Below are 17508 nucleotides of genomic sequence, written 5' to 3' on the forward strand. Positions count from 1 at the left end.
CCGGAGCCACAACGTTACGATGAGCAGCGACTGCAAGCTAGACCGTATCGACCTGCGCATTCTTTCCCAGTTGCAGAAGAAAGGCCGCATAACCAACGTCGAGCTTGCCGATGCGGTCGGCCTTTCACCCAGCCCTTGCCTGATTCGCGTGAAGCGGCTGGAGAAGGCGGGCTACATCGTCGGCTACGGCGCGCAGATCCAGCTCGAAAAGCTCGGTGACGTGCAGATCGTTTTCACTGAAGTCACCCTGGCCGATCATCGGCGGGAAGACTTCATCAAGTTCGTGAATGCGATTCGCGACGTGGATGAAATCGTGGAGTGCCACCTTGCGAGCGGCGGCTACGACTACCTGCTCAAGTTCGTCACACGCAGCGTGAGTCACTACCAGAGCATTATTGAAGGCTTGCTGGAACGCGACATTGGCATTGAAAAGTACTTCAGCTACGTGATCATCAAGTCGCCGTTCGTGAAGAGCCACTATCCGCTGGAAACGCTGTTCTCGCAGAATCATCATTAGTCAGGCATTAGTCGGGCATTCACCACGCATTAGTCGCGACCAGCAAACCCCAATCACGCGCCCGCCTCAGGCGGGCTCCATTGCGCGAACTCTTCGCTGAGAAAGTCCACGCAAACCCGCACCTTCGCCGACTGGGCAAGCCGCGCCGGATACACCGCCCAGAGGTTCGCCGGCTGCGTCACCTCGGGCAACACCTGCTGCAACTGGCCGCTTTCCAGGAGCGGCCGCACGTCCCACATCGAACGCAGCACGATGCCGCGCCCGGCCAGCGCCCATTGCACCGCAACCTCGCCGTGATTGGTGGACAAGGGTCCGGTGACTTTGATGGACGCCGCCTCGCCGCGCACGGTCAAACGCCACAAGCCGAATGGATGATCGCGCTCCTTGATCGCGAGACACGCATGCGACGACAGCTCCGCCAGTTGACGCGGTGCGCCATGCCGCGCGAGATACTCGGGCGACGCGCACAGCACCCGATGATTCGACGCGAGCCGCCGCGCGATCAGATGCGGCGCGATCTCGTCGCCGATGCGAATGTCCAGGTCGAAGCCTTCGCCGGCCACGTCCACGAGCCGGTCGAACAGGTCGAGCCGCACGCTCAGTTGCGGATAACGTTCGGAAAAACGCGCGAGCGCGGGCGCCACGAAGCGCCGGCCAAAACCGAAGCTGCTCGAAATGCGCAGCTTGCCGCCCGGAATGCGACGTGTAGTGGAAACGTCTTCAACGAGCTGGTCGACGTCGTCGAGAATTTTTTCGGCCCACGTGTAGACGCGCTCACCCGCCTCGGTAATCGCGACGCGGCGCGTGGACCGATGCAACAAACGCGTGCCGAGCGTAGTCTCCAGCACATTGATGCGCTTGCTGACATACGCCGCGGACACCTGCAGCGACTCGGCCGCCGCGCTGAAACTGGCTTTGCGCGCGACTTCGCAGAACACGCGCAAATCGCCGAGATCGGGTGACGGAACGGCGTTCATGGCTCGCTTATGTTGCTTAGTGGCGCTCAGTAGCGCTCAAGGGCGCCCGGATTTGTACACGGATCGTGCACAGTGGCTTAACTAAAGCGATCATTTTAGAGCCAAACAGCAGGAATAAAATAACTGTGATCGAATCAGCAACGGCATTTCATGGAGGAGCGCAACATGTCGAAGAAATATCGGATCGCAGTCATTCCCGGCGACGGCATCGGCGTGGAAGTCATGCCCGAGGCGCTGCGCGTGCTCGACGCGGTGAAGACACGCTTTGGCCTCGAGCTCGAGTACCAGCACATCGAGTGGGCAAGCTGCGACTACTACGCGAAGCACCGCCAGATGATGCCGGACGACTGGAAGGCGCAACTGCAATCGGCCGACGCGATTCTGTTCGGCGCGGTGGGCTGGCCCGACACCGTGCCCGATCACGTTTCGCTGTGGGGATCGCTGCTCAAGTTCCGCCGCGAGTTCGATCAGTACATCAACCTGCGCCCGGCGCGGCTCTTTGCCGGCGTGCCTTCGCCGCTGGCGGGCCGCAAGGCCGGCGACATCGACTTCTGGATCGTGCGCGAGAATACAGAGGGCGAGTATTCGTCGGTGGGCGGCGTAATGTTCGAAGGCACGGAGCGCGAGTTCGTTTTGCAGGAATCGGTATTCACGCGGCACGGCAGTGAACGCGTGCTGAAATTCGCGTTCGACCTCGCGCAACGCCGCGAGCGCAAGAAGATCACGGTGGCCACCAAGAGCAACGGCATCGCGATCAGCATGCCGTGGTGGGACAAATGCGCGGCCGGCATCGCGGCGCAGTACCCGGACGTGACGTGGGACAAGCAGCACATCGACATTCTCTGCGCGCGCTTCGTGCTGAACCCCGACCGCTTCGACGTGGTGGTGGCCACCAATCTGTTCGGCGACATCCTGTCCGACCTCGGTCCGGCATGCACCGGCACCATCGGTCTTGCGCCGTCGGGCAATCTGAACCCGGACCGCAAGTTTCCGTCGCTGTTCGAGCCGGTGCACGGCTCGGCGCCGGACATCGCCGGCAAGAACATTGCGAATCCCATTGCAATGATCTGGTCCGCCGCGATGATGCTCGACTTCCTCGGCAATCACCAAGGCAAGGAGCGCGAGGCGCACGACGCGATTCTGGCCGCCATCGAAGCGACGCTGATCGAGGGTCCGCATACCGGCGACCTCGGCGGCAAGGCGAACACCACCGAAGTCGGCCAGGCGATTGCAGCGAGGCTCGGCTAAGCATGAGCGCGGACACGAACACGAGCATGGAAAGCTATCCGATCGAAGTCGAGTTCCCCGACATTTCGGCGCATGAGCAATCGTCAACGGGCATTGCTTACGTTCACTCGTTCGACTCGGGCCTCGCCGGCCCGCACGTCATGATCAACGCGCTTACGCACGGCAACGAGGTGTGCGGCGCGATTGTCGTGGACGACCTGCTGCGCCGCGGCTTGCGGCCGCGCCGTGGGCGGCTCACGCTCGCGTTTGCCAACGTGGAAGCATACCGGCGTTTCGATTCCGGGAAGCCGGACGCAGCCCGCTTCGTCGATCAGGATTTCAACCGCGTGTGGACCGCGGCGGTGCTCGACGATGCAGCGCGCCAGTCCAGCGAACTTGCACGCGCCCGGGCGATGCGGCCGGTAATCGACAGTGTCGACGCGCTGCTCGACCTGCATTCGATGCACGAGAAGAGCAAGCCGCTGATCGTCGCGGGGCCTTTGCAAAAAGGCATCGAACTTGCCGTGCGGCTCGGCACGCCCGCCACCGTGATCTGCGACGAAGGGCATCCGGAAGGCCGCCGCATGCGCGATTACGAGGGCTTCGGCGACCCGGCGAGCGCGAAGAACGCATTGCTGATCGAATGCGGACAGCATTGGGAGAAGAGCGCCGTCTCAGTGGCGCGTGACACTACTGCGCGCTTTCTGCTGCTCGCGGGGGTAGTCGACGAGAGCGATTTGCCAGCGGATTGGCTCGCGCCCTTGCCGCCTGTGCAGCATATCGTGCGGGTCACGCAACCGGTGGTTGCCACGAGCATGGATTTCCGCTTTGCGGGGCCTTACACCGGCCTCGAAATCTTTCCCGAAGCGGGCGCCGTGATCGGCTGGTCCAACGGCGAAGCAGTCACCACGCCTTACGACGACTGCATGCTCGTCATGCCTTCGTTGCGGCAGTTGCGCCCCGGCGTGACGGTCGTGCGCCTCGGCAAGATCGAGCAGACTATTGACACTTCAACCCGCGGCCTCTGACCAGGCGCGTGCATTCATATAGTGAAGGGCGAATCAAGCCATGAAGGTTCAACAAATCACACAAAGCGTGAATCTGGACAATCTCGAGGACTGGGGCACGGCCGGCTTGCCGGGCACCACGCCAATCCGCGTCCGCGGCGTGCAGCGGGTAATCAGGGGCACTAAGGCGATCGACACCGGCATCTTCGAATGTTCCGCCGGCACGTACCGCCGCTCGGTCAAACAGGCGGAGGTCATGCATATCCTGTCCGGGCGCGGGCGCTTCACGCCAGACAATGAAGAGACAGTTCATTTCGCGAGCGGCGACACGCTGTTTTTCGAAGCCAATACCGAGGGCCTGTGGGAAGTGGATGAGACCATGCGCAAGGTCTACGTGATTCTCTGACCCCGCCGTCATTTCAGCCTTACCTCCGCTTTACTTTTTCGTCTGACCCGGCGCGCCCTGGCGCGCTGCGGCTTCTGTTTTTCACTTTCCCTTTTCCGCCTTCCCTTCTTCGGTCCCATCTCCGTCCCCTCGCCGGCCCATTGTCGCTTTCGACGCAAACTGGCCACGGTGTCGGGTAATCCCGCGTTGACCCGTTGCCCCGACACTCCTTACAGTGGCGCCTGTTCGCTATGAGAATCTGAGTTCTATATACGAACACATCGAAATTGATGGCGACGACCTATCCGTCCGCATACCATGAATCATGCAGCGGCCGGGTGCGAGGCGCAGGCATCGCGCGGCGCCAACGGCGCGCGCCCGTCAGGTAAGACAAGGCTCGCTCCGACGAGCCTTTTTGCAGTCAGGAGACACATCATGAATCGCAGCGACGCTGTGAACGTTCAGACCTTCCTCAATGAGCACCCGTTTTCGCCGTTCCAGTGGCTCGTGTTTTTCATGTGCTTTGTGATCGTGCTGCTCGACGGTTTCGACACGGCCGCCATCGGCTTCATTGCCCCGTCGTTGCTGGCTGAGTGGGGCATTACCAAACCGGCGCTCGCACCCGTGCTGAGCGCGGCGCTGTTTGGGCTCGCCTGCGGCGCGCTGGCCTCAGGGCCGCTGTCCGACCGGCTCGGGCGCCGCTCGATGCTGCTCGGCTCCGTGCTGCTGTTCGGCGCCGCGTGCCTCGGTTCGGCTTTCTCGGCGAGCATCGAGCAGTTGACGGTGCTGCGCTTCGTCACTGGCGTCGGGCTTGGCGCCGCCATGCCGAACGCCGTCACGATGATGGGCGAGTACTGTCCGGATAGCCGCCGCGCCACCATCATCAATCTGATGTTTTGCGGCTTTCCGCTTGGCGCGGCATTCGGTGGCTTCCTCGCCGCGTGGATGATTCCGCATTTCGGCTGGCGCAGCGTGCTGATTCTCGGCGGCATCGCACCGCTCGTGCTGCTCGTGCTGTTGATGGTCAGCATGCCGGAATCGGTACGCTATATGGTCGCCAACAACAAGCCCGCCGCGCGCATTCGGGCCGCGCTGGCGCGAGTGTCGAGCTCGGCCGCACAGGCAGAATCGTTCACGATGACCGAGACTGCGCCGCAAACCGGCGGCAAAGGCGCCGCTGTGGTGGTGTCGCGCGCGTACATCGTAGGCTCGGTGATGTTGTGGATCACGTACTTCATGGGTCTCGTCATCTTCTACGCGTCGATCAACTGGATGCCGATTCTGCTGAAGGATGCCGGCCTGACGCCGCAGCGCGCGACGCTAATTTCCGCATTGTTCCCACTGGGCGGCGTGGGCGCGGTGGTGTGCGGCGTGCTGATGGACCGCTTCAACGCAAACCGGATCATCGCGGCCTGCTATGCGCTGACGGCGGTAAGCGTCTATCTGATCGGCCAGGCGGCGGGCAATGTCGGCGCGCTGGTGCTGATCGTGTTCGTGGCGGGCGTGCTCATGAACACCGCGCAATCGTCAATGCCGGCGCTCGCCGCCGCGTTCTACCCGACGCAAGGCCGCGGCACCGGCGTCGCATGGATGCTCGGCATTGGACGATTCGGCGGTATCGCCGGCTCGTTCCTCGTGGCGGAACTGACGCGCCGTCATTTCACGTTTGCCGGCATCTTCGCGACGATTGCGGTCGCCGGCATCATTGCGTGCATCGCGCTGCTTATCAAGCAGGCGGCCCGGCCGTATGTGTCCAATACGGCCGTGTCGAAAGCCGAGTCGTTCGGGCATTGAGTGCGACGTGGTTTGCGGGTTTGGATGGAGCCGCCTTCGCAGGCGGCTTTTTCTTTGCACGCAAACAAACCGCCAGTTCGGCGCGGGCTCGCGGTTTGCTCAAACGCATACGATCCCACGACCGGAGCACTGACATGATGCCAACCTCAATCCACCTGACCGCGCCCCTTCACCCCATCGCCGCTTCGTTCATGGCCACGCAAGCAGAACCGCCGGCCGACGAGAACGACGACGACCTCGACGACCAACTCGACGAAACCGGCGCCGTCACCAATCGAAGCAACGGCAAGAGCGGCACGAACACAGAAGCGGAGCCAGACAAGAAGTAGCCGTCTTGCAGCGACGAATCGACGCGGGCAGCAATGCTGCGCTGCCGCGTTAAACTGCGGGCTTTGCGCCCAACGGGATTTGTCTTGATGAAACGCGTCGTCATGTCGGCATTGCTTGCAGCATGCCTTGCGCAAGCGGCCGTTCCAGCCGCAGCACAAACGGTCAGCGAGCAGTGCTTTGCGATTGGAGATATTGCCGGTCAGGTCGCCTCATGGCGCGCCCACAAAAAGACGAAAGCGCAGGCGCTAGACCAGGCCGCCAGGTACTATCACGACGATGCGGACCGGCGGACCTTTGCTTCCATTATCGAAAAGGTCTACGCGCCAGACGCGCCGCGCATGACGCCCGATCAGGCCAGCATGGCGTTTACGTCTGAGTGCGCGAAGGCGCGGAAGCGGCGGGAGTAGCTCGACGTCCCAGAATCGTTCCAAACGCTGACACATTTCCCGCGCGGGATCACCATCTTGCGCGGCACGAGAAAGAGAACGCTTCGCAACGTGACCGAGAGCAGCCACCCGATTCAGCAGAATATGCTGTAGCCGCCCGAAAAAAAGCGATATACGCACCGTACGCCACTTTTTGAGGCGATTCATTGACTGCGCGACACGCGTAGCATCGGCTTATCGCATGGCCGCATGCATGCCGCCCCGGCGCGCGATGCCACGCCAAACAAACCGCAGCCCCGCTTCTGCGAAACGGGCAAGCCAAGGAGCAACGCAATGTCTCTCGCACTGACGCGCACTGAACTGATCCGGCCGCTCAATCTGATCGACGGCCAATGGATCGCCGCCACGAGCAGCGCGCGCTTTCCTGTGATCAATCCCGCAACAGGCGAGACGATCGTCGAAGTCGCGAACAGCAGTGCCGCGGACGCGCGCGCCGCCACCGACGCCGCCGCTCGCGCGTTGCCCGCGTGGCGCGACAAGCTGCCCCGCGAACGTGCCGAGATTCTGCGCCGCTGGCACGCGCTGATCGTCGCGAACACCGAAGACCTCGCGAGGCTAATGTCGACGGAACAAGGCAAGCCGCTGGCGGAAAGCCGTGGCGAAGTGGCATATGGTGCCTCGTATGTCGCGTGGTTCGCAGACGAAGCAACGCGCATTTACGGCGACATCATTCCGCAGCAGCAGCGCGGCAAGCATATGAGCGCCGTGAAGGAACCCATCGGCATAGTCGCTGCAATCACGCCGTGGAATTTCCCGCTCGCCATGATCGCCCGCAAGATCGCGCCCGCACTCGCAGCCGGTTGCACAGTCGTCGCAAAGCCCGCCGAAGACACACCGCTCACCGCGCTTGCACTCGCTGCGCTCGCGCAGGAAGCCGGCGTACCCGACGGCGTGTTGAACATGTTGTCGGCTTCGCGCGAGCAAGGCATTGAAGCGGTGGCCGACTGGCTCGCCGATGCCCGCGTGCGCAAGATCACGTTCACCGGGTCGACGCCGGTCGGCAAGCATCTCGCGCGCGAATCGGCCGCCACGTTGAAAAAGCTCTCGCTCGAACTGGGCGGCAACGCGCCGTTCATCGTCTTCGACGACGCCGATCTCGACGCAGCGGTCGCCGGCCTCATCGCGGCCAAGTTCCGCAACGGCGGGCAAACCTGCGTATGCCCGAATCGCGTGTATGTGCAGAAGGGCGTGTATGAGCGGTTTGCCGATCTGCTCGCGAAACGCGTGGCCGCGCTGAAGGTTGCGCCCGCAACGGATCCGGACGCGCAAATCGGCCCGATGATCAACGCGCGCGCCATCGACAAAATCGCGCGTCACGTGGAAGACGCCGTAAAACAAGGAGCAAACGTGCTGACGGGCGGCAAGCGCCTGACGGAACTTGGCCCGAACTACTATGCGCCGACAGTGCTGACCAACGCGCAGGACGGCATGCTGGTGTGCTGCGAAGAGACCTTCGGACCGGTGGCACCGCTGTTCCGCTTCAACGATGAAGCACAGGCGCTCCGCCTCGCGAACGATACGCCCTTCGGCCTTGCCGCTTACTTCTATACGCAGGACGTACGGCGCATCAACCGCGTGGCTGCACAGCTGGAAGCGGGCGTGATCGGCATTAACGAAGGCGCTGTATCGAGCGAGGCGGCGCCCTTTGGCGGCGTGAAGGAATCAGGCTACGGCCGCGAAGGCTCCAAGTACGGACTCGACGACTATCTGTCGATCAAATACCTGTGCCAGGGCGGACTCGATCAGTAACGCTTCGCCGGCGCACGACGCGCAGGCGTGACGCCGCGGGCGTTACGCCAATGCGTTGCGATGGCCTTCCACCAGTTCGGCCATGCTGTTAAAGCGAAAGTCGATCTTCGGCTGTGAGCCCGGGTCCATCGTCGCGCCAAAGCCCTGCTTCGCATGCCGGCGATAAATCCAGCACGAAGCGAGGCCGAACGCATTCGCGGGCTTGTGATCGTGAAAGAGACTTTCTGCGGTATGCAAAATGGTCTCTTTGCGTATGCCGCGTTCGCCGAGCTTCTCCAGCATGTACTCGAAATTGCGCGGCGACGGCTTGTATGAACCGATATCCTCCGCGGTGAATATCGCGTCGAACTCAACCCGCAGCTTCGCATTGCTATAGCTGAAACTATCATTGTCTACGTTCGAGAGAATGACCAGCTTGTAGTGCTGCTTCAGGTACTGCAACGCTGCCGCGGAATCGTCGAATGCAGGCCAATTCCGGATCGACTTGCCGTACGCGTCGCAATCGGCGAGCGTATACGGCACGCCCCATTCTTCTGCAAGGCGCTTGTAGACCACGGGCAGCAAGTCCTGATAGCGCCGGTAAGGCGTGTACCTCTGCTGCGACGATTCGTGTCGCGCATGCGCCTCCAGTACCTGGTCGCGCGTGAGCGTTCGCCCGACACGCTCCAGCAGCGGCCGCAAGCCCTCGAAGATGCCTGTTTCCCAATCGATCAAGGTGCCATAGCAATCGAAGGTCAGCGTGTCGAAGTCGGTCAGGCGCATGGCTTTCTCCTCGTCTTTCAGCGGATAAAAGCGACAGTGTAGGTTATCCTGCGCGTACTGAGGTCAAACAGAATCGCTATGAATCTTAGGGCTCTACAGTGCTTCGTGATTCTTGCCGAGGAGCTGAATTTCAGCCGCGCCGCAGAGCGGCTGCATATTGCACAGCCCGCTTTGAGTCAGCAGATCCGTTCGCTGGAAGAGCGGCTCGGCACGCAACTCGTCGATCGCGCGCGACGTCCGCTCACGCTCACGGAAGCGGGGCACTATCTCTGCACTGAAGCGCGTCAGATACTTGGCGCATTGGAACAGGCGAGCCTCGCGACACAGGAAATCGGCGTGGGCAGGCGCGGCTGGCTTAGCATCGGCTTCACGCGCTCGGCTATGTACAGCATTCTGCCGCCCGCGCTGAAGGCGTTTCATCATGCGTATCCGCAAGTCGAACTGAAGCTTTTCGAAATGCTCACCGAGGAGCAAACCGACGCACTTCGCGACATGCGCATTCACATCGGCATTGGGCGGCAACCGTTGGCAATCGAAGGCTGCACGTCCTATCCGCTGCTGCGCGAGCGGGTAATGGCCGCGCTTGAACCCGGGCATCCGCTCGCCTCGCGCAAAACGGTAACCATCGCCGATCTCGCGGATACGCCGTTGATCCTCTATCCGAAGCACCAGAACGCGCAGTTCAAGCGCTCCGTTCTATCGTTGTATCGCGACGCGGGCCTGACGCCGCTCGTCGCTCATCAGGCATATGAAATTCAAACTGCAATCGCGCTGGTCGCAGCGGGGCTCGGCGTGACGTTCATTGGCGAATCGGTCGCGCAGCTTGGGCGCAGCGACGTTGTCTATCGACACCTGGCGGGACCGGGTTCCAGATACCGCTCGACGCTCGCAGCGACGTTCAGGACCGAGGACGCCTCGCCCCATCTGCGTGCGTTCCTCGCTTGCCTGCCGCCGCCGATTGCGCACGCCGCACTATAAGCAAAAGCCTATACAAGCATAAGCAACCGGTCTTGGACTGCTCACCGGCGCGTTCTTATCATTGAGCCACACATGACAAAGAACGCAGGCACGGCCACGTCGCCGTGCCGCCAGGTAGGAGACAGCATGAACCGGAACGACGAAGCCGCCACCATGCGAAAGGTATATGGGCGCCTGATGCCCTTGCTATTCGCGATGATGTTCTTCAATTATCTCGACCGTATCAACATCGGTTTCGCCGCGTTGGACATGAACAAACAGTTGGGCTTCAGCCCCGCTGTGTTCGGCTTTGCGGGCAGTATTTTCTTCGTCGGCTACATGCTGCTGGAAGTGCCGAGCAATCTGCTGTTGCATCGGGTCGGCGCGCGGCGCTGGATCGCGCGCATTCTTCTGACCTGGGGCGCCGTGGCCGCGCTCACCGCGTTCGTCTTCAACGATACAAGCTTCTACGTGTTGCGCTTTCTGCTTGGCGTGATGGAAGCAGGCTTTTTGCCGGGCGTCGCGGTGTATCTGACCAAATGGTTTCCCGTGCGTTACCGGGCGCGCGCAGTGGGTGGCTACATCATTGCCGGTTCGTTTTCGGCGGTGCTCGGCGGTCCCTTGTCCACGGCGCTGATGACGGGGGCCGACGGCGTTCTCGGTTTGCATGGCTGGCAATGGATGTTCATTCTGGAAGGCGTGCCGGCCATGCTGCTCGGTCTTGTTACGCTGCGCCTCATGACCGAGCGCCCAGCAGACGCCGATTGGCTTTCCACCGATGAAAAGCACTGGCTCGAATCGACGCTCGCCGCCGAGCGAGACGCCTTGGGCGGCAACACTCATTATCCGCTGCTGCGCGTGGCGGGCGATATACGCGTGTGGAGTCTCGCATGCCTGTTCGGCTGCGCGCTGGTCGGCATTTATGGGCTGTTTCTGTGGCTGCCGCAGATCGTCAAAAGCCTGGGACATCTCACCAACCTCGAAGTCGGCTTTCTGTCCGCCGCGCCGCCTCTGCTCGGAGTACTCGGCACATTTCTGATCAGCCGCAGTTCGGATCGCACCGGCGATCGCAAGAAACACCTCGCGTTCGTGTACTTCATGAGTGCGCTGGCAATTGCGGGCAGCGCATATGCGCCGAATCCCGTCATCGCCTATGTGCTGCTGTGCGTGACCGGTCTCTTCATCTATGCGGGCAACCCGCTGTTCTGGAGCCTTGCGTCTTCGTTCAGAACGGGCGCCGCGGGTGCCGCGACCATTGCACTCATCAACACCATCGCGCAATTCGGCGGACTGGTCGGGCCCTGGAGCATTGGCCTCGTGCGCAGCGCGACCGGCAACTTCAAGCTTGCGTTGCTGACGATTGCCGCGTTTCTGCTGGTGTCGACGATCATCGCGCTCGCCATGCGAGTCACGGCACGCGAGGACGAAACGGCCTCGCTCGCAACCGGCGAGGCGGCGAAGCGCGCCTGACGCAGCGAACCGGCAACCGCACATTGCGACAACCAGACGAAGGTATTGCAGACCATGATTATTGATTGTCACGGGCATTACACGACCTCGCCACCGCAGCACGAAGCATGGCGCACGCAGCAGATCGCCGCCGTGAGAGAGGGGCAGACGCCGCCACCCCGCCCCGGCATCAGCGACGACGAAATCCGCGAAAGCATCGAAACCGGCCAGTTGCGCATTCAACGGGAACGCGGCACCGACCTCACGATCTTTTCGCCACGCGCCGCCGGCATGGGCCATCATCTCTCGACAGCAGAAGCCAACGCGCAATGGTCGCGCGAGTGCAACGACCTCGTGCACCGCGTCTGTTTGCTGTTTCCGCGCAACTTTGTCGGCGTATGTCAGTTGCCACAAGCGCCAGGCGCACCGCCCGCAAACTGTGTCGACGAATTGCGGCGCTGCGTGGAAGAGTTGGGCTTTATCGGCTGCAATCTGAATCCCGATCCGTCGGGTGGACACTGGTCGGGGCTGCCGCTCACGGACCGCTCGTGGTATCCGCTTTATGAAGCAATGGTCGAGCTCGACGTGCCCGCGATGATCCACGTGTCCTCGTCGTGCAACCCCAACTTTCATGCAACGGGCGCGCATTACATCAACGGCGACACATCCGCTTTCATGCAGTTGCTCACCGGCGATCTGTTCGCGGACTTCCCTACGCTGCGCTTCATCATTCCCCACGGTGGCGGAGCGGTGCCGTATCACTGGGGACGCTATCGCGGCCTCGCACAGGACATGAAGCGGCCGCTGTTGCGCGACCATCTGCTCAACAACGTGTTCTTCGATACTTGCGTGTATCACCAGCCGGGCGCTGAACTGCTCGCCAAAATAATCCCCGTCGAAAACATTCTGTTTGCTTCGGAAACGATAGGTGCCGTGCAAGGCATCGATCCGGAAACAGGCCACCACTATGACGACACCCGCCGCTACATCGACGCTATCGAATGGCTCAGCGACGTGGATCGGCAACGTATCTACGAAGACAACGCGCGTGCGGTATATCCGCGACTAGCGCGTCAACTCGATCGACAACTCGCGGCCCAAGGAGCTATTGCATGAATCCAATCGGATGGCGGGAATTCGAATCCGCGCCGCAGGCACTGCCTGCAACACTCGATGCGTTGCGCGAACTCGCCGTTTCACTGCTCAGCGACAACATGGCGCGCGCAAGCGGCATGCTGGGCTTGCGGCCGTATCATCGGCCGAAGCCTCTCGTCGGCACCGCCGTGACGGTTCGCACGCGCGCGGGCGACAACCTCGCGATTCATCGCGCGTTCGACTTCTGCAGACCCGGCGACGTGCTGGTGATCGACGGCGCGGGCGACCTCACGCAAGCACTAATGGGCGAAATCATGGCGAGCTTCGCAGAGAGCCTCGGCGTACATGGGCTCGTCGTCGACGGCGCAATTCGCGACGTCGGCGCCCTGCGTCAGCGCGATCTTCCGGTGTATGCACGAGGCGTCACGCATCGTGGTCCCTACAAGAACGGACCTGGCGAAATCAACGTGCCGGTCACCGTGGGTGGCATGGTGGTGCATCCTGGCGATATCATTGTCGGCGATGAAGACGGCCTGCTCGCGATCCCACCAGCCGATGTCGATGCCGTCATTGAAGGCGCGCGCCGGCAACATGCAAAAGAGGTAACGGCCTTGAAGTCGATTGCCGAAGGCAACTTCGACCGCTCCTGGGTTGCTCCTCAACGCGACCGGATGATGAACACCTGAATGTGAGCCACATGGCGCAATATCTGAACGCTGCAACGCTTCTCGAACTCGCACGCCTCGCCGAGGCGCGCGCAAGCGCCCCATGCGCATGCGCGAAAACACCGCTCGACGGCTGGCAGTCGCAACCGCTTTCTCTGGACGAAACGCAGTTCGACGAGATCGGCACACTGCGGCCCGAAGAGCACGCCGAGCCGACCTTTAGCGAATATCTGCCGGAGAAGACAAGCTACTGGTCCCCCAACGCGCCCATTGCGCCTCGCTTCTTCCCATACAACCAATGTTCTGTATGGGCATGCAAGCTATGCGGGCGCCTCTACCTGCACTACACGGAAGGCGGCGGGTATTTCGTCGACAGAAGAATCCGCGCTGTAAAAGCCGAGCTTATCGAAGACGTACCCTTGCCGCCGTAGTCTGCTTTTCGCTTGCCAGTTGGACAACATGCGGCGCGCAAATCGGGCGCACGTGACTGGCCAGCGCAGTGCACGGGCGCCGCCGCGCAGCGCCCCGCCTTCGCGCACGCGCTACGTGAACAGTCCATCAGTGATCGTCGTCGTGACCTGGCATGCAGGCCTGGTCATCGTGACCACGCCCTTTGCCCGCATTTGCGCCGGCGAGTTTTTGCGCGACGTAGGCCGGCAGTTCGCTCGCGTCCCATGCAAACACGAAAAACTGATTGGGATTGGCGATACCCGCCGGATGATTCATATCGGTGACCGTGCCGAGGAAGTCGTTGTCGTTCGCGATAAAGAGCGTGTGTTTCTTTACGCCGCCGACCATGACGTCCGGGCCGAACGCGAGCCCTTCGAGCTTCGCGGGAATGTCGTTCGCGTTGTAGCCGTGCGCGGTCAGTTGCGCGACCACGTCGAGGAACAGCGCTTTTTTTACGGCGTACGGCGCGAGGCCAGCTTGACCGCTCGTATTGCTGACGTCTTGCGCGCCGGCCAGGTCGATATGGAACACTCGCTTGAAAGCAGCCGTCGAATTGTCGCCCAGGCCTTTGCCGTCGCGTTCGTCGACCAGCAGTTCATGATCGTTCACGGCCACCACGTCGCTGATGGTGGGATACTTCGGCTTCGTCGTGGTCCCGATGTTGGTGAGCGGATACGCGAACTGCGTGGTTTTTCCGGTGCGCGGGTCGATCCTGACAATGCGCGTGTATGCGCCGTCTGTGCCGCCGTCCTGAATCAATGGGCTTTGCATGGCGCCGAACAGCGTCTTGCCGTCCGGCGAAATTGCGAGACCTTCCATGCCCTTGTTCGCAACGCGGCCTGCGGTGTTTTGCGCGATTTCATCGTTGCCAACCGGGCTTAACGTCGAAACAGCAAACATGTCCGGCAGCTTGTAAGCGTCAATGCGCCGGCCGGTGCGCCGATCAAAGCGGTAAACATACGGGCCGTATTCGTCGGAGATGTATACGCTTTCGCCGTCATTGCTCACGCGCACGCTTTCCGGATCGAAGCGCCCGTCCCGATCATTGGTCGACAGGCGCGTCGGATCGAAATTGTCTGAACGCCCCGTGAAGTAGTGCGTGTGATTGCGGCTGTTCAGCGCCGGGGCACCGTCGGGCACGCCGGCCGCTGCGCCCGATCCGTAAACCAGTTTCTCCGAGGTATGCAGCAAAGTGGTGGCAATCAGCTTCGGCGTCAGCGAATACGGCAGCGGCGCGCCAGCCGCGCTCGGCTGCAAGCGCAGGTGCAAGGTCTGGAAGCGGTTGATGTACGACGCCGTATCGTCGATGGCCGCGTTATACGACACGGCATTCGGGCCGCGGTCCGGCACGGCGACGAACGTATGGCATCCCGCGTACGCTATGCCCGAACCGAGGCCGCCGAGCAGGTTGCCCGCTACGCCGTTCTCGAGCGGCGCTGCCGTTTCCTTCGAGAGGTCGCCGGTCAGGCCGCCAAGCTGACCAACCGCGATGAGATCGACCGCAGCATGCGCGGCCGTCGCGAACATGAGCGACGAGGCAATCGCTGTCAGAGCAAACAGTCTTGAACGAGACACGATGTCTTCCTTGAATGGAATGCTTGTTTTAGACGTGTCTGGCGCCGGGCATCATCCAGGTGCTTGCCGGCATGGATGTTCGAAACACGACATGAACGGCCGGCGCGCAGCCTGTTGGTGTTGTTGGCCGAGGGTGGCCGCCCATCATATTGCGTGACACATATGACGCAACGGTGACGCACTATCTGCAGTGTCCGCTGAAGACCCGTGCAAAAGCGCCAGATTCCGGTCTGAAGCGCATGCTTCAACTAGCCAGGTTTCAAAGTTGCAACGAATCGGTCAACCTCCACGCTCGAGAACGGCCCTAATTTAACGGCCCGATTCACTTTTGGCTCACCTGGGTCAAATCCCTAAGTCTGGGTTCCAGGCCATGCGCATCGCGGAAGAGCGCGACTTTCGACGGTGCGGGGCATGACGCGCCAATGATGCAGTTCTGAGTCAAGTCGGTCACATCTGCGCTCCCCCTCGTCGAGAAAAACGCAGTTGGAGGACTGTAAGCCCGATGCTTTCGAGACTCCATGCAAGCTGGCCCACTCCTTGCCTTTATGTTTGCGCACAGCCGGCGACACGATCAACGACCAGATCGATGCCGACGGGGGTTCCCTTGCTACCCGCACACCGGGTAGCAACCAGAACATTCCGGCTGTGAAAGAAGAAAACAAGGAGTAGTGGAAGATGCGGTCTTTCATTCAGATTCTTACGGCGTTGCCCGGCGCAATTCGCATTGCGCGTCGCCTGACGGCGCGGCATTTCGCGGCCGTTGTCAATGCGCCGTTCCCAACCCTGGCTCATCGCCAGTCCGTTCTGCTGCCATGCAGGCAGCACGCCCATCAGCACATGAATCATAGCGAGCCCATTGCGGCTCGTGCCCGGCCGCGTTCTCACGCAGCGTAGAGGCGCCATTTCGTGTAGCACCTTGTAGTCAAGCAGCACGCTGTACCCAACCGTCGTCATCCGATGACATTAAATTAGCCATCCTAAGGGAGATAAACCATGAAATCGCTCATCAACAGCACCAAGGCATTCATTCGCGACGAACAAGGCGTGACCGCCATCGAATACGGCCTGATCGCGACGCTCATCGCGCTCGTCATCATCACGGGCGTGACGGCTGTCGGCACCAACCTCGCCGCCAAGTTCCTGTTCATCTCCACGAAGCTCGCGTAACGCCGTGACGGGGCAGGCGGATGAAGCGCGCAAACGCACGGTCCGCCCCGCCTCCCCGACTGTAACCCGGCCGCCAAAGCCGTCTTCAAGTTCAAAGGAGAGTCGATATGCAATCGCTCATTCAATCTATTGACGCATTCGTGCGCGACGAAGAAGGCGTCACCGCAATCGAGTACGGCCTGATCGCCACGCTCATTGCGCTCGCCATTATCACTGGGGTAACCGCCATCGGCACGAACCTCGAAGCGAAGTTCATGTTGATTGCTGGCTATCTGACCTGATCCGCGCAAGGTGCCGATGGACTGGGTGCGTTCGACCCTTCGTCCATCGCACCGCCCGATTTTTTCCCTGTGGCCTATTCAGGAGAGCTCGCCATGCTGATTACCGCCAATGTTCTGCCGCCAATTGCGCCTTGCGTCATCGCATTCGTGGTAGCTGCTGCAAGCACGGACATGCAGTGCCGGCGCATTCCGAACCTGCTGGTCGCCGCGGGTCTGATCAGTGCGCTGATCGTGCAGTGCTGGCTGAAGGGAATCGGCGCCGGTGCCATTGCATGGCTCGCAGGTGCTGCCGCCGGCCTCGTGCTGTTTCTTCCGCTCTACCTCGTGCGCGGCATGGCCGCCGGCGACGTCAAGCTGCTCGCCATGGTGGGCGCATGGATCGGTCCGCTGCTCGTGCTCTACGCGGCGCTCGTGACGTGCGTGGTAGGCGGCGTATGGATGCTCGCGCTGATTGCGCGGCGTCATCAGTTGGGAAAGGTGTGGGCCAACCTGCGTGTCATCGCGCATCCCGCGTTGCAGGGCTCGGGCACGGCAAGGGATTCCATCGAATCAGTGGGCTCGGTTCCCTACGGCGTTGCTATCGCGGCAGGAACCATCGCGGTGCTGCTGACGGGAACGGCATGAGCGGCTCGTAAGAGCAGGCCGGACAGCGATCCGGCGAGGCAGATGCAAAGA

20 protein-coding genes are annotated in these 17508 nt (G+C 61.7%); 16 read left to right on the forward strand and 4 right to left on the reverse strand.

Annotated elements, in window-relative coordinates; genetic code table 11:
- The first annotated feature begins 19 nt into the window (after positions 1 to 19).
- Complete coding sequence (locus F757_RS0125590; RefSeq protein ID WP_013341808.1) at positions 20 to 517, forward strand: Lrp/AsnC family transcriptional regulator; 498 nt, start codon at positions 20 to 22, stop codon at positions 515 to 517.
- 53 nt (positions 518 to 570) lie between these two features.
- On the opposite strand, the gene F757_RS0125595 is transcribed toward F757_RS0125590, so the two are convergent.
- Entirely contained in the window at positions 571 to 1494 is a 924-nt protein-coding gene (locus F757_RS0125595) for a LysR substrate-binding domain-containing protein (protein ID WP_027213866.1), read from the reverse strand.
- A 165-nt stretch (positions 1495 to 1659) separates the two neighbouring features.
- Between F757_RS0125595 and F757_RS0125600 the strand changes: the two genes are divergently transcribed.
- From F757_RS0125600 to F757_RS0125630, 7 genes are all read left to right on the forward strand, one after another.
- The gene (locus F757_RS0125600) at positions 1660 to 2742 is read left to right on the forward strand and encodes a tartrate dehydrogenase (protein ID WP_027213867.1); all 1083 of its coding nucleotides are present in this window, start codon (positions 1660 to 1662) and stop codon (positions 2740 to 2742) included.
- Positions 2743 to 2768: 26 nt separating this feature from the next.
- Entirely contained in the window at positions 2769 to 3749 is a 981-nt protein-coding gene (locus F757_RS0125605) for a succinylglutamate desuccinylase/aspartoacylase domain-containing protein (protein WP_027213868.1), read from the forward strand.
- A gap of 40 nt (positions 3750 to 3789) precedes the next feature.
- Positions 3790 to 4134, forward strand: coding sequence for a cupin domain-containing protein (locus F757_RS0125610; RefSeq protein ID WP_027213869.1), 345 nt, complete (start codon positions 3790 to 3792; stop codon positions 4132 to 4134).
- 414 nt (positions 4135 to 4548) lie between these two features.
- Positions 4549 to 5907 (forward strand): MFS transporter, encoded by a 1359-nt coding sequence (locus tag F757_RS0125615; protein WP_027213870.1) that lies wholly within the window; start codon positions 4549 to 4551, stop codon positions 5905 to 5907.
- Positions 5908 to 6041: 134 nt separating this feature from the next.
- Positions 6042 to 6236, forward strand: a complete 195-nt coding sequence (locus F757_RS0125620) for a hypothetical protein (protein WP_027213871.1) — start codon at positions 6042 to 6044, stop codon at positions 6234 to 6236.
- An 87-nt stretch (positions 6237 to 6323) separates the two neighbouring features.
- Positions 6324 to 6644 (forward strand): hypothetical protein, encoded by a 321-nt coding sequence (locus F757_RS0125625; RefSeq protein ID WP_027213872.1) that lies wholly within the window; start codon positions 6324 to 6326, stop codon positions 6642 to 6644.
- A 312-nt stretch (positions 6645 to 6956) separates the two neighbouring features.
- Positions 6957 to 8432, forward strand: a complete 1476-nt coding sequence (locus tag F757_RS0125630) for an NAD-dependent succinate-semialdehyde dehydrogenase (protein ID WP_027213873.1) — start codon at positions 6957 to 6959, stop codon at positions 8430 to 8432.
- Between the two features lie 42 nt (positions 8433 to 8474).
- Here F757_RS0125630 and F757_RS0125635 read toward each other — a convergent pair whose 3' ends face one another.
- Positions 8475 to 9194, reverse strand: a complete 720-nt coding sequence (locus F757_RS0125635) for a haloacid dehalogenase type II (RefSeq protein WP_027213874.1) — start codon at positions 9192 to 9194, stop codon at positions 8475 to 8477.
- Between the two features lie 78 nt (positions 9195 to 9272).
- On the opposite strand from F757_RS0125635, the gene F757_RS0125640 reads away from it, so the two are divergent.
- The 5 genes from F757_RS0125640 (at position 9273) to F757_RS0125660 (ending at position 13791) form a co-directional block, all read left to right on the forward strand.
- Positions 9273 to 10172, forward strand: a complete 900-nt coding sequence (locus tag F757_RS0125640; protein ID WP_027213875.1) for a LysR family transcriptional regulator — start codon at positions 9273 to 9275, stop codon at positions 10170 to 10172.
- A 126-nt stretch (positions 10173 to 10298) separates the two neighbouring features.
- Positions 10299 to 11621, forward strand: coding sequence for an MFS transporter (locus tag F757_RS0125645; RefSeq protein ID WP_027213876.1), 1323 nt, complete (start codon positions 10299 to 10301; stop codon positions 11619 to 11621).
- Between the two features lie 54 nt (positions 11622 to 11675).
- The gene (locus F757_RS0125650) at positions 11676 to 12716 is read left to right on the forward strand and encodes an amidohydrolase family protein (protein WP_027213877.1); all 1041 of its coding nucleotides are present in this window, start codon (positions 11676 to 11678) and stop codon (positions 12714 to 12716) included.
- A complete protein-coding gene (locus tag F757_RS0125655; protein WP_027213878.1) occupies positions 12713 to 13381 on the forward strand; it encodes an RraA family protein in 669 nt (222 codons plus the stop codon). Before F757_RS0125650 ends, F757_RS0125655 begins: the two co-directional genes overlap by 4 nt.
- Before the next feature lie 11 nt (positions 13382 to 13392).
- On the forward strand, positions 13393 to 13791 hold the full coding sequence (locus F757_RS0125660; RefSeq protein ID WP_027213879.1) for a hypothetical protein: 399 nt from the start codon (positions 13393 to 13395) through the stop codon (positions 13789 to 13791).
- A 127-nt stretch (positions 13792 to 13918) separates the two neighbouring features.
- On the opposite strand, the gene F757_RS0125665 is transcribed toward F757_RS0125660, so the two are convergent.
- On the reverse strand, positions 13919 to 15385 hold the full coding sequence (locus tag F757_RS0125665) for an esterase-like activity of phytase family protein (protein WP_027213880.1): 1467 nt from the start codon (positions 15383 to 15385) through the stop codon (positions 13919 to 13921).
- A gap of 543 nt (positions 15386 to 15928) precedes the next feature.
- A complete protein-coding gene (locus F757_RS35915; protein WP_156923733.1) occupies positions 15929 to 16231 on the reverse strand; it encodes a hypothetical protein in 303 nt (100 codons plus the stop codon).
- Positions 16232 to 16378: 147 nt separating this feature from the next.
- Between F757_RS35915 and F757_RS0125675 the strand changes: the two genes are divergently transcribed.
- The 3 genes from F757_RS0125675 (at position 16379) to F757_RS0125685 (ending at position 17457) form a co-directional block, all read left to right on the forward strand.
- Positions 16379 to 16552, forward strand: a complete 174-nt coding sequence (locus tag F757_RS0125675) for a Flp family type IVb pilin (protein WP_027213882.1) — start codon at positions 16379 to 16381, stop codon at positions 16550 to 16552.
- Positions 16553 to 16659: 107 nt separating this feature from the next.
- The gene (locus tag F757_RS0125680; RefSeq protein WP_013341827.1) at positions 16660 to 16833 is read left to right on the forward strand and encodes a Flp family type IVb pilin; all 174 of its coding nucleotides are present in this window, start codon (positions 16660 to 16662) and stop codon (positions 16831 to 16833) included.
- A gap of 93 nt (positions 16834 to 16926) precedes the next feature.
- The gene (locus F757_RS0125685; protein WP_035467465.1) at positions 16927 to 17457 is read left to right on the forward strand and encodes an A24 family peptidase; all 531 of its coding nucleotides are present in this window, start codon (positions 16927 to 16929) and stop codon (positions 17455 to 17457) included.
- Positions 17458 to 17508: the final 51 nt, after the last annotated feature.

It is taken from the genome of Burkholderia sp. WSM2232, assembly GCF_000472545.1.
In the GTDB taxonomy this organism is placed as follows: domain Bacteria; phylum Pseudomonadota; class Gammaproteobacteria; order Burkholderiales; family Burkholderiaceae; genus Paraburkholderia.